Below are 11,719 nucleotides of genomic sequence, written 5' to 3' on the forward strand. Positions count from 1 at the left end.
CTTTTAATTTAAAGTTTCTTGCGACAACTTATGAAACTCTTTACTTCGTTTTAACAGATAATCTAAAAATCGTATTTGATTTTTCTTTTGCAGCAAACGCGCATCTACTTGCTGACTCTCACAATAGTCAAAAAACATACCTTCTTCTTTGGCGCTAATTTCTAATTGATTTCTCAATAGATTTTTATCAAAAAAAGCATCGGTTTTAAAAAAAGCTACTAGTTCTTCTAGCTCAAGGATTCTAAAATGGTTGGGATTGGACTTCTCTTTTTTAGGCTTCTTATTATTTTTAAAAAGCATTTTACCAATAGCAATAAAATCAATCCCTGAACCCGAAGATGGCGGACTATACTTTCCGTAATTTTCCTGTATATCCTTCTGCAGCCAGGTGTTGAAATTCTTATCGTATTCCACCACACTGAATTCTTTGATTTTTGAAGTGGTGCTTGTAAGTCGCACTTCATCTAATTGATTCAAAACTTCTTTAAGCTCTACGACCCATTTCTCTTCAAGCTGATACTGCTGCACTTTAAATTTTTGAGTCCCAAAAAACGAAGCGCTAAAAATGAGAGAGTCTCCTACTGCTGCGGCGATGTCGAAATTCCCCCACTTATCTGTAGCTACCATTTTATCTTGAGTAGTATTAATGATAAGTACACCTTCTTTAGTCTTATCCTCAGCATATACTTTACCCGCAGTAGTCTGAGAATGGATTTTAATTCCGAAGAAAATAATGAAAAGGCAACTGAAAATTCTTGGCATAAACTAGAGCTGTGCTTAAAAGACCCGAGTTTTACGCTTGCGTTGCATCAATTTATACCCGCACAGCGTCTGGCACCAGACCGGTATAATCACCTCCATTACGTATTACATCTCGCACTATAGAAGAAGATATATAACTTTTACCCGAAGAAGTCAATAAGAAAACTGTCTCTATTTGAGACAGCTTTCTATTCGTATGTGCGATTGCTTTCTCAAACTCAAAATCACCCGGATTGCGTAAACCTCTCAAGATAAACCCGGAATCTGTAGCATTACAAAAATCAACTGTCAGCCCTTTATAAGTCATTACTTTTATCTTGGGCTCATCTTTAAATGACTCTTTCAAAAAATGCTCGCGCTGCTCCAGGCTGAACATATATTTTTTATCTGCATTCACACCTATAGCCAGAATGATCTCATCAAAAAGTTTGAGTCCGCGCTCTATAATATCATAATGACCTAAAGTAAGTGGATCAAAAGATCCGGGAAATACAGCACGTTTCATAGTTAGTTTTTCAAGGTTGAAAATGAAATATAAAAATACAAATTATAGCTGGCTTTTAGGTTTCACCTAGTACAACTCTGACTTCATATTTTGCATTTCTTACTTGGAGATCGCTTGCTGAATAACATTGTCAAACAAATCGGATAAATTGATACCGGCTACCTTTGCCTGCTGCGGGATAATACTCGCCGGACTCAACCCAGGAGTGGTATTTACCTCTAAGAAATGCGGTTCGCCCTTATGAAAAATAAACTCTGCACGCGTAAGTCCTTTTAGCTTCAATAGTTTAAAAACCTTTTCTGCCTCGCGTTGTACCGCTTCTGTTTGTTCTGGTGAGATTCGGGCAGGTGTGATCTCCTGACTCTTCCCTTCGTATTTGGCTTGATAATCAAAGAAATCATTCTCGCTAACAATTTCAGTTACCGGCAATGCCATTACCTTACCTTGATAATTGATCACACCTACAGAAACTTCGGTACCCTCTAAGAAGGATTCAATAATAATTTCATCATCTTCTTTAAAAGAAACTGCAATTGCCCCTTCAAGTTCTTCTTCTTCATAAACCTTAGAAACCCCAAAACTACTACCCGCTTTATTGGCTTTCACAAAACACGGCAGCCCCACCTTCTCAACAATTTCTGAAGTATTGATTGCATCACCTGTGTTCAACAGATAGTTTGTAGCCGTTTTTATACCATAGGCCTTCAAAACACTGATGCAGTCTCGTTTATTAAAACTAAGTGCTGCTTCATAATAATTACAAGCAGTTTGCGGAATACCAAGTAAGTTGAAATAAGCCTGTAGAATACCATCCTCTCCAGGCGTACCGTGAATGGAATTAAACACACAGTCAAAGGTGATTTTAGTTCCTTCAACATGTATCGAAAAATCGTGTTTATCAACAGGAATGGGTTTATGGTCGGCGTGCTTACAAAACCAACCCTCTTTTAAAATATGAATGGGATAAACCGCATATTTTGAAGTATCAAGATGTTTGCAAACCGTATTTCCGCTCAATATAGAGATATTCACCTCACTGGAATATCCACCCATTACGACTGCAATATTTTTTTTTGACATAGTAAAACAGAAAGCTTAACGTTACGTATTTAGAAAGTCTGGCAAAATTGCTCAAATCTTTCAGTAAATCACCTTGCAGGCAAACCTACGAGGTATTTAAATGAAACAATTTTTTAACTACGAGGCAAGCCTCGAAACATTTAAACTTCGATTATCGAGTAAATTTTAAAAGAAGATAATTTTCAACTCATTCAACCCTCGATTATCGAGTAAACAAGGCTTCAAAGAACGTTATTTTTAGAATAAATAGGCAAAAAAAATGATTGCAATTGAGCGTCAGCCAATTTTAAACTAAGTTTGTAGCCGCAAAATCGCGTACCTATGGGATTCTTTAAATTTTTATTTAGCAAGACCTTTTTAATGCAGCTTGTGCTCGCAGTACTAGCTCTTGTTATACTAACCTTCGTGCTCCTGTATGGGCTGCGCGCTTCTACCAATCACGACGAACGCATTGCCGTGCCAGACCTCAGCAAAATGTCTCTGGGACTGGTACAACAAGAGCTTGACAACGCAGATTTAAACTATGTCGTTATAGACTCTTCTAACTACAACCCAGACTATCCTACTTTTTCTGTAATAGAGCAAAATCCCGCTGCCGGTAAATTTGTAAAAGAAGGAAGAAAAATATATCTAGTGCTCAACCCCAGTGGATTTCGTGAGATTGAAATCCCACAATTGGTAGGAAGAACACAACGCCAAGTAGAACCAACGCTTTTGGCTCTTGGTTTTAAAATAGGCAAAATAGATTACCGCGATCATATTTCGCCAGACGAAGTTTTAGAATTGAGACACGACGGACAAACAATACAAGCAGGTGACGCCCTGCGTAAAACTTCTGTTATTGACATGGTAGTAGGCAACGGCAAAGGCAGTTATCGCACTTCAGCAGACGCAGCAGAAGATTCTATTAACGAGGCAGATGATTTAGAAGATGCAGGATATTAATACCGAAGGACCAGACGAGCAGGATGATGAATTGTATGAGCATTACAGCTTTACCGCAGGTAAAGGTCAGGAACCTCTACGTGTAGATAAATTCTTGATGAATTTTATCGAAAAAGCAACACGTAATAAAATTCAACAAGCAGCAAAAAATGGAAATATCCAAGTTAACGGAGTTGTTGTTAAACAGAATTACAAAGTAAAAGCTGATGATGTGGTGCGCGTGCTATTTGAACACCCGCCGTATGAGTTTTTATTGACGCCGGAAGATATCCCTCTGGATATTGTTTATGAAGACGACACCCTTCTCGTAGTTAACAAGCCTGCCGGAATGGTCGTTCATCCCGGTCACGGCAATTACAGCGGCACCCTGATCAATGCGCTGATCTATCATTTTGAAAACCTACCGGAAAACAGCAGCGGCAGACCCGGTCTCGTTCACCGTATAGACAAAGACACCAGCGGTCTTCTTGTAGTAGCTAAAACCGAAGCTGCAATGACCCATCTTGCTAAACAATTCTTTGACAAAACCAGCGAACGGGAATACATCGCTATTGTTTGGGGTAATGTAGAAGCAGAGAGCGGCACTATAGAAGGTCATATAGGTCGTCATCCTAAAAACCGCATGCAAAACACCGTTTATGAAGATGGTGATCAGGGTAAAGAAGCCGTAACGCATTATGCAGTATTAGAGCGTTTAGGTTATGTGACCAAAATCTCATGCAGGCTTGAAACAGGTCGAACGCATCAGATTAGAGTGCATATGAAGTATATTGGCCATACCCTCTTTAATGACGAGCGCTATGGTGGTGATGCTATTTTAAAAGGAACAACCTTTACGAAGTACAAACAGTTTGTAGATAACTGCTTTAAAATATTACCCAGACAAGCCTTACATGCTAAGACTCTGGGATTTGAACATCCTAAAACTGGCGAGTGGATGCGTTTTGACAGCGAACTCCCAGAAGATATGGTTGCTTGTATTGAAAAGTGGCGCAGCTATGCCAAGCATGCTATGGAATAGCCTTGCGCTATAAATACTATACCTTTGTATTATGCTAGATTTTATACCCGAAAATTTACAATGCATTATAATTGTTATCGTACTGGCAGTGCTTTTTCTGGCAGTAATGGCAAATAACAAGCGTAATCAAAGCAAATTACGTAAGCATAGAAAACGCAGTTTTAAAGCCGATTATATCGAGCGAAAAAAAGCTTTAGAACGCGAAGAGCAAGAAAAGGCTAAATAGCGATTCTACTATTAATTTCCGCTATGCGGAATAAAACGATCCCTGTGAAAATTTATACTAAAACCGGTGATAATGGTACTACTGCCCTTTTTGGCGGCACTCGTGTTGCCAAGCACAATATTCGTATAGAAAGCTACGGCACATTAGATGAGCTCAATTCATACCTGGGACTGCTGCGAGATCAGAATATTGATGCACACAGTAAAGAAGTACTGATCAAAATTCAGGAAAAACTTTTTGTAATCGGTGCAATTTTAGCAACAGACCCTGAGAAAGCAACTTTAAAAAACGGTAAAGAACGCCTGAATATTGATAAAGTAAGTCTTGACGATATTTCCTTTTTAGAAAATGAAATGGATACTATGGACGAGCAGTTACCGCCTATGACCCATTTTATACTTCCTGGAGGACATCAAACCGTGTCATTCTGTCACATAAGCCGTTCAGTCTGTCGCAGAGCAGAACGCCTTGCAACAGCTCTTAATCAGGAAGTTCCGTTTGAAGAAAACGCTTTAAAATATTTGAACCGTCTTTCTGACTATCTATTTGTGCTGGCACGAATGTTGTCAAAACAGCTACAAGCAGAAGAGATTAAATGGATACCAGAAAAGAAATGATTTTCAGGTTTTCTCCTAAAAAAATGAAACTTCAATGCTCGTAATCACAAGAGGTTACGTACGTTCTTAAAAATAATTTTGAAATAATCTTCAATTTTCTTGGATTTTATGGTAATAAATTTATTTTTGCAAAAAAATAAATACGTTAACCTATGTACTGGACATTAGAACTGGCTTCTCATTTGAGCGACGCACCTTGGCCTGCAACTAAAGATGAATTGATTGATTATGCGATTAGAACGGGAGCACCATTAGAGGTCGTAGAGAATTTACAATCTATGGAAGACGAAGGTGATTCTTACGATTCTATCGATGAAATATGGCCAGACTATCCGTCTGATGACGACTACCTCTGGAACGAGGATGAATACTAGATTTTACATCATGTAAACACATAAAAAGTCTCGCTATGAGGCTTTTTTTTTGCTTAAATTTGAAACGCTTTAAAAAAGTTTTGATTACCACTATAGTGATTAAATAAGCATTTAAAAATAAACAACCGGTTAATACTGGTTATTACTTCCGCAGAGCGGAAAAAAACAGGAAATTAATTTCCCGTTAAAAGAGCCACGGGGATCCAGAGACCCTTTGGCGGGAATAAATTTAAATACCAATTATGGGATTATTAGACAAAGTATTAAAGGTATTTGTAGGAGACAAATCTAAACAGGATGTCGCCGCAATTCAACCTATTGTAGATCAGATAAAAAGTTTTGAAGCTGCTCTTGAAAAATTGTCTCACGATGAACTCAGGCAAAAGACCACAGCGTTTAAAGCCAAAATAGCTGCTGCTCTTGCAGATACAAATGCTAAGCTACTCGCCCTTGAGAAAGAAGCAGACGAGACTGACGATATAGACCGCAAAGAAGAAATTTATGCTGAAATCGACAAGCTTAAAGACGAATCTTACTCAATAAGTGAAGGGGTTCTCAACGAAATACTGCCTGAGGCATTTGCTGTTGTAAAAGAAACCGCAAAACGATTTTTCCACAATCCTCAAATCAAAGTTACAGCAAGTGCCTTTGACCGTGAGCTTAGCGCAGAACAAGCTTACGTTCAACTTGAAGGTGATGATGCCATTTGGTCTAACAGCTGGGATGCTGCAGGAAAACCAATAACCTGGGATATGATTCACTATGATGTGCAGCTTATAGGTGGTGTTGCAATGCATCAAGGTAAAATTGCAGAGATGCAAACAGGTGAGGGTAAAACATTGGTTGCTACCCTTCCGGTTTATCTCAATGCCTTAACCGGAAACGGAGTTCACCTTGTTACTGTTAACGATTATCTTGCAAAACGAGATAGCGCATGGATGGCTCCTTTGTTTAACTTTCACGGTTTAACCGTAGACTGTATTGATTATCACAAACCCAATTCTGCAGCACGTCGTAAGGCCTATGCAGCAGATATCACCTATGGAACTAATAATGAATTTGGTTTTGACTACCTGCGTGATAATATGGCGCACGCACCCAATGATTTGGTACAGCGCGCTCCTAACTATGCCATTGTAGATGAAGTCGACTCGGTATTAGTAGATGATGCGCGTACACCCTTGATTATTTCAGGTCCTGTACCAAAAGGAGATCAACACGAGTTTGACGCTTTAAAACCTAAAATTGACAGCATCGTAAGCCTTCAACGTCAGCAATTAACAAGTGTATTAGCGGAAGCTAAAAAACTTATTGCTGCTGGAGATTCTAAAGAAGGAGCTATAAAATTATTACGGGTTTACAGAGGTCTTCCTAAAAACAAAGCACTTATAAAATATTTAAGTGAAGATGGGATTCGTCAACTTTTACAGAAGACCGAAAACCACTATATGCAAGACAACAATCGCGAAATGCACGTGATTGATGAAGATCTGTATTTCACTATAGATGAAAAGAACAATCAGATAGAACTGACTGATAAGGGTATTGACCACCTTTCTGGTAAAGACGATCCTAACTTCTTTATCATGCCAGAAATGGGTGTTGAGATCAGCAAGATCGAGAATGCCAACTTATCTCCAGAAGAAGAAGCTGAGAAAAAAGAAGAACTTTTTAGAGAATTCAGCGTTAAGAGTGAGCGTATTCACACGATGAATCAATTGCTTAAGGCATACACCTTGTTTGAGAAAGACACCGAGTATGTGGTGATGGATAATAAAGTGAAAATCGTTGACGAGCAAACCGGTCGTATTATGGATGGGCGTCGTTATAGCGATGGCTTACACCAGGCGATCGAAGCAAAAGAAAATGTAAAGATTGAAGATGCGACCCAAACTTTTGCAACAGTAACCCTTCAGAATTACTTTAGAATGTACCGCAAATTGAGTGGTATGACGGGTACTGCGGTAACTGAAGCCGGTGAATTATGGGAAATCTATAAACTTGATGTTGTTGAAATCCCTACAAATCGTCCTATCGCCCGTGATGATAAAGATGACAAGGTTTACAAAACCAAGCGTGAAAAATACAACGCTGTTATTGACGAAGTTCAGCATCTTGTTGAACAGAACAGACCGGTACTTATCGGTACAACATCCGTAGAGATTTCAGAATTATTGGGACGTATGCTTTCATTAAGAAAGATTCCTCATAATGTATTGAATGCGAAACTCCATAAAAAAGAGGCTGATATTGTTGCTGATGCGGGTAACTCTGGTCAGGTAACAATCGCTACAAACATGGCGGGTCGTGGAACCGATATTAAACTAAGTAAAGAAGTAAAAGAAGCAGGAGGTCTGGCCATTATAGGTACAGAACGTCACGATTCACGTCGTGTTGACCGCCAGTTAAGAGGGCGTTCTGGTCGTCAGGGAGATCCGGGCAGTTCACAGTTTTATGTGTCTCTTGAAGACAACCTGATGCGCTTGTTTGGTTCTGAACGTATCGCTAAAATGATGGACCGAATGGGGCTTCAGGAAGGTGAAGTGATTCAGCATGGAATGATCTCAAAATCTATTGAACGAGCTCAGAAGAAAGTGGAAGAAAATAACTTTGGGGTTCGTAAGCGTTTGCTTGAGTATGATGATGTGATGAACGCACAACGTGAAGTTATTTACAAGCGTCGTTACCACGCGTTATTTGGAGAGCGTCTGCGTGTAGATATTGCAAATATGATCTACGACACTTCAGAAGTGATTGCTGAGACCAATAAAATGGCTCAGGACTTTAAGAATTTTGAATTTGAATTGATCCGTTTCTTCTCAATGAGTAGTCCGGTTGATGAAGCAGAATTTGGTAGTTCTTCAGCAAAACAACTTGCCGTAAAAGTGTATGATGCTGCGCTAAAACATTATAGAGAAAAAATGGAGCGTAATGCAGCAATTGCATTTCCTATCATTAGTAATGTTTACGAAAATCCAGACAGCAACTACGAACGTATCGTGGTTCCTTTCTCTGACGGAAACAAAGAACTCAAAGTGGTTACAAACCTAAAAGAGGCTTATGAATCTCAAGGGAAACAACTTATCACAGACTTTGAGAAAAACATTACTCTTGCCATTATAGATGATGCGTGGAAAACGCATTTACGCAAGATGGATGAATTGAAGCAGAGTGTACAGTTAGCGGTTCACGAACAAAAAGATCCATTATTGATCTATAAGTTTGAAGCTTTTGAACTCTTCAAACAAATGATGGATCAAGTGAATAAAGATGTGATCTCATTCTTGTTTAAGGGAGAGCTTCCGGTTCAACAGCAAAATCAGATACGCGAAGCGCGCCAGATTCAGCAAAAAGAACAGACACAAACATCAAAAGAAGAAATCCCCAATCTTGACGAGCGTGCTGCACAAAGCAGAGCTGCCAGCGGTAATACACAAGCACAACGTCAGCAAATTACCGAAACCATTACGCGGGAGCGACCTAAAATAGGCCGTAACGACAAAGTGACGATAAAACACGTCATGAATGGCGAAAATAAAACAATGAAGTTTAAACAAGCTATTCCTCTTCTTGATAAAGGAGATTGGGTGCTTGTAGATGAGTAAGATAATAACTCATAATAATCATATTGAAAGGCTTGCGTTATCGCAGGCCTTTTTCTTTTAAATCCACCCCAACAAGATTCTACCTAAAAAAACCTATAAATATTTATTAAACCTGTTGCCAATCTTTGTTAATAGATAATTTGACTACGATAATAAAATATAGTTTTAGATAATAATTGCTGAGTTGAATTTTGTTTTTCAATTCTTCGAATACTAGTATCTATTATCTATGACAACTACCGAAATACCAGAAACATCCATACCGCTTAAATCCAAATCCAGGTCTACCCCTTATTATAAGATGTTTGAAGATTTCATTTTAAAGAATGATCATCCGTGCATTATGGCCCAAACCACATTCAAACAAAAGTCAGTCAATTTTGAGGTGTTTCAAGAGCGCCTTGACTCAGATTCGGTAACTTCAAGATTATTAGTTGCTGTCAAAAATTACATAGAATCTTATCAGTTTGAAAACAATGATTTTGAAACACTAATTGCTGTATTTCCTAATCACCCAAGAGAAGATGAGCGTCGTTTTGAAAAAGCACTATGGAAACAACTACAATCATTGCACGAGCTGGACACTAAAGACTGGGATACTTCAGTGAGTAGTGATCCTAATGACACGAAGTTTAGCTTTAGTCTTAACGGCGTTTCATTTTATATTGTAGGGATGCATCCTGATAGCTCCAGAAATGCGCGTAAAGCTCCATTTGCGACTTTGGTATTCAATCTACATTGGCAGTTCGAAAAATTAAGAACGATGAATGTTTATGATAATGTAAGAGATCGTATTCGAAAACGCGATTCCGAAACGAATGGCAGTATTAACCCGATGCTTAAAGATTTTGGTAAACAAAGTGAAGCCAAACAATATAGCGGAAGAGCTGTTGATAATTCTTGGAAATGCCCCTTTCTAAATAAAAATGTAGAAATCAGATAACTCATGAGTGACTTAATTACCATTGCAAAACAAACAGGAAGTGCCTTTAGACTTAAAAAAGGACAACTGCTGAAAGTAATAGATCCACAAGGTGGCCAGGTAAGTGATCTTGTTCTTTTTAATGAAGCTGATGTTCGAGAAAAAATTTCCGCAGGAAAAACGATGGATTTCGAAGAATCTATACTGATTTCTGAAAATAATTTTCTGTGGAGCAACCGCAGCAGAAAAATGATGAAAATCATTAAAGACACAAATGGTCGCAATGATATCTTACTCGCACCTTGTAGCCCGGAAACCTTTGAGATAATGTATGATCACAAGGGGTATCACCCCAGTTGTTTTGAGAATCTACATACCAACTTGGAAAATTTCGGAATTACACCAGACGACATTCCCACAGCATTCAATATTTTTATGAATGTTCAATTTGAACCAGATGGTAAACTTTCGGTTTTACCTCCTACCAGTACAGCTGGTGATTATGTCCTTCTTGAAGCTCAAATGGATCTTATAATCGGAATGACAGCCTGTAGTGCAGAAGACAGCAATGGAGGTACTTTTAAACCCATTCAATATCAAATTTTAGGATCAGAGGACAAGCCTAAAAATTAATCAAAAACGGTATTGTATATTCTTTACATAAACTTAATATTGCAGCCTTTTTGAGCTATGTGAATACCGCTAGCTTTGTCACCTAAAATTATATTATATTGTTTTCTAAAGAACGTCTACACAACGAGTTATTACAGTCTACAAATATGACTGCAGTAGAATTACGCGCTTGGTTACGCACCGATATTGCGCCTATTACTGTGGCCAATTATAAAGATGCTCCATCACTGGATCAATCTAACAGATTGCTGATGATTCTAATGAAATCTACAGACGAACTAACCAAAACAGATTGCTTTTTTATTCAGAGTATTTTGCAACGCATTAAATACCTTAAAAATAATCGCAGTACTGATCGTTATGCAAGGTTAGACTGGGAAAACAGCCTGCGCAATTTAGGCTACGATATCAAAAAGCAGGTTAAAACTATTAAAAAGGCTAAAGCTTATTACTAGGCTTTTATCAGTTACAAGTGCTTTACTTTTTACAGGATTTGCAGTACCTTCATCTTTTATATTGAAGGGCATCTATGAATAATTATCAACTTGAATTAAAATGGGCTGCTATCTACACCGTCTTTTTATTGGTGTGGATGATCTTTGAACGGCTTATGGGTTGGCACGATGCACATATAGATAGGCATCACATCTATACCCTTATATTCTACATTCCGGCGGCAGTGCTCTACTATTGTGCTTTGAGCGACAAACGCAATAATTTTTACGGCGGAATCATTAGTTTTCAACAAGCCTTCATATCAGGGCTTATTTTTACTGTATTTATAGCTGTACTGGCAGCTCCCGCCCAATACATCATAAGCACATTTATTACGCCTTATTATTTTGAAAATGTCATTGCCTATGCCATTGAAACCGGAAAAACTTCTCCTGAAGAAGCCGAAGGTTTTTTCAATCTACAGAGCTACATTATACAGGCTGTGGTAAGTAGTCTTACTTTTGGCTTGGTCTTTAGTGCTTTGGTAGCACTTGTAGTAAAAAGAAAATAAGCATTCTCCATATTAAATTCTCT

Annotated in this window: 13 protein-coding genes; 10 read left to right on the forward strand and 3 right to left on the reverse strand. The window is 38.4% G+C overall.

Going from position 1 to position 11,719, the window contains the following annotated elements; translation table 11 throughout:
* Positions 1 to 3: 3 nt before the first annotated feature.
* The 3 genes from DSM02_RS17120 to DSM02_RS17130 all read right to left on the reverse strand — a co-directional run bounded on the left by DSM02_RS17120 (position 4) and on the right by DSM02_RS17130 (position 2,347).
* Positions 4 to 762, reverse strand: coding sequence for a hypothetical protein (locus tag DSM02_RS17120; RefSeq protein ID WP_128766748.1), 759 nt, complete (start codon positions 760 to 762; stop codon positions 4 to 6).
* A 52-nt stretch (positions 763 to 814) separates the two neighbouring features.
* The gene (coaD, locus tag DSM02_RS17125) at positions 815 to 1,267 is read right to left on the reverse strand and encodes a pantetheine-phosphate adenylyltransferase (protein WP_073100355.1); all 453 of its coding nucleotides are present in this window, start codon (positions 1,265 to 1,267) and stop codon (positions 815 to 817) included.
* 99 nt (positions 1,268 to 1,366) lie between these two features.
* Positions 1,367 to 2,347 (reverse strand): D-alanine--D-alanine ligase, encoded by a 981-nt coding sequence (locus DSM02_RS17130; protein WP_128766749.1) that lies wholly within the window; start codon positions 2,345 to 2,347, stop codon positions 1,367 to 1,369.
* A gap of 321 nt (positions 2,348 to 2,668) precedes the next feature.
* Here DSM02_RS17130 and DSM02_RS17135 point away from each other — a divergent pair, with 321 nt between their 5' ends.
* The 10 genes from DSM02_RS17135 (at position 2,669) to DSM02_RS17180 (ending at position 11,696) form a co-directional block, all read left to right on the forward strand.
* Positions 2,669 to 3,292: a PASTA domain-containing protein gene (locus DSM02_RS17135; protein ID WP_128766750.1), complete on the forward strand. Its 624-nt coding sequence runs from the start codon at positions 2,669 to 2,671 to the stop codon at positions 3,290 to 3,292.
* Complete coding sequence (locus DSM02_RS17140; RefSeq protein ID WP_128766751.1) at positions 3,279 to 4,313, forward strand: RluA family pseudouridine synthase; 1,035 nt, start codon at positions 3,279 to 3,281, stop codon at positions 4,311 to 4,313. The genes DSM02_RS17135 and DSM02_RS17140 overlap by 14 nt, the downstream gene beginning before the upstream one ends.
* Positions 4,314 to 4,344: 31 nt before the next feature.
* A complete protein-coding gene (locus tag DSM02_RS17145) occupies positions 4,345 to 4,539 on the forward strand; it encodes a hypothetical protein (RefSeq protein WP_128766752.1) in 195 nt (64 codons plus the stop codon).
* Between the two features lie 44 nt (positions 4,540 to 4,583).
* Positions 4,584 to 5,156: a cob(I)yrinic acid a,c-diamide adenosyltransferase gene (locus DSM02_RS17150; RefSeq protein WP_128766753.1), complete on the forward strand. Its 573-nt coding sequence runs from the start codon at positions 4,584 to 4,586 to the stop codon at positions 5,154 to 5,156.
* 152 nt (positions 5,157 to 5,308) lie between these two features.
* Positions 5,309 to 5,530, forward strand: a complete 222-nt coding sequence (locus DSM02_RS17155) for a DUF2795 domain-containing protein (protein WP_028374482.1) — start codon at positions 5,309 to 5,311, stop codon at positions 5,528 to 5,530.
* 242 nt (positions 5,531 to 5,772) lie between these two features.
* A complete protein-coding gene (gene secA / locus DSM02_RS17160) occupies positions 5,773 to 9,135 on the forward strand; it encodes a preprotein translocase subunit SecA (protein WP_128766754.1) in 3,363 nt (1,120 codons plus the stop codon).
* A gap of 229 nt (positions 9,136 to 9,364) precedes the next feature.
* A complete protein-coding gene (gene gntA, locus DSM02_RS17165) occupies positions 9,365 to 10,078 on the forward strand; it encodes a guanitoxin biosynthesis heme-dependent pre-guanitoxin N-hydroxylase GntA (RefSeq protein ID WP_128766755.1) in 714 nt (237 codons plus the stop codon).
* A 3-nt stretch (positions 10,079 to 10,081) separates the two neighbouring features.
* Positions 10,082 to 10,690 (forward strand): DUF1989 domain-containing protein, encoded by a 609-nt coding sequence (locus tag DSM02_RS17170; RefSeq protein WP_128766756.1) that lies wholly within the window; start codon positions 10,082 to 10,084, stop codon positions 10,688 to 10,690.
* A 98-nt stretch (positions 10,691 to 10,788) separates the two neighbouring features.
* The gene (locus DSM02_RS17175) at positions 10,789 to 11,145 is read left to right on the forward strand and encodes a DUF3140 domain-containing protein (protein ID WP_128766757.1); all 357 of its coding nucleotides are present in this window, start codon (positions 10,789 to 10,791) and stop codon (positions 11,143 to 11,145) included.
* 74 nt (positions 11,146 to 11,219) lie between these two features.
* Entirely contained in the window at positions 11,220 to 11,696 is a 477-nt protein-coding gene (locus DSM02_RS17180; RefSeq protein ID WP_128766758.1) for a DUF4199 domain-containing protein, read from the forward strand.
* Positions 11,697 to 11,719 lie beyond the last annotated feature (23 nt).

It is taken from the genome of Leeuwenhoekiella polynyae, assembly GCF_004104075.1.
Lineage (GTDB): Bacteria > Bacteroidota > Bacteroidia > Flavobacteriales > Flavobacteriaceae > Leeuwenhoekiella > Leeuwenhoekiella polynyae.

Bases quoted from the DNA above. Each gene is read 5' to 3' on its own strand.
- DSM02_RS17120 (WP_128766748.1), bottom strand. From the start codon at position 762: ATGCCAAGAATTTTCAGTTGCCTTTTCATTATTTTCTTCGGAATTAAA.
- coaD (WP_073100355.1), bottom strand. From the start codon at position 1,267: ATGAAACGTGCTGTATTTCCCGGATCTTTTGATCCACTTACTTTAGGT.
- DSM02_RS17130 (WP_128766749.1), bottom strand. From the start codon at position 2,347: ATGTCAAAAAAAAATATTGCAGTCGTAATGGGTGGATATTCCAGTGAG.
- DSM02_RS17135 (WP_128766750.1), top strand. From the start codon at position 2,669: ATGGGATTCTTTAAATTTTTATTTAGCAAGACCTTTTTAATGCAGCTT.
- DSM02_RS17140 (WP_128766751.1), top strand. From the start codon at position 3,279: ATGCAGGATATTAATACCGAAGGACCAGACGAGCAGGATGATGAATTG.
- DSM02_RS17145 (WP_128766752.1), top strand. From the start codon at position 4,345: ATGCTAGATTTTATACCCGAAAATTTACAATGCATTATAATTGTTATC.
- DSM02_RS17155 (WP_028374482.1), top strand. From the start codon at position 5,309: ATGTACTGGACATTAGAACTGGCTTCTCATTTGAGCGACGCACCTTGG.
- secA (WP_128766754.1), top strand. From the start codon at position 5,773: ATGGGATTATTAGACAAAGTATTAAAGGTATTTGTAGGAGACAAATCT.
- gntA (WP_128766755.1), top strand. From the start codon at position 9,365: ATGACAACTACCGAAATACCAGAAACATCCATACCGCTTAAATCCAAA.
- DSM02_RS17170 (WP_128766756.1), top strand. From the start codon at position 10,082: ATGAGTGACTTAATTACCATTGCAAAACAAACAGGAAGTGCCTTTAGA.
- DSM02_RS17180 (WP_128766758.1), top strand. From the start codon at position 11,220: ATGAATAATTATCAACTTGAATTAAAATGGGCTGCTATCTACACCGTC.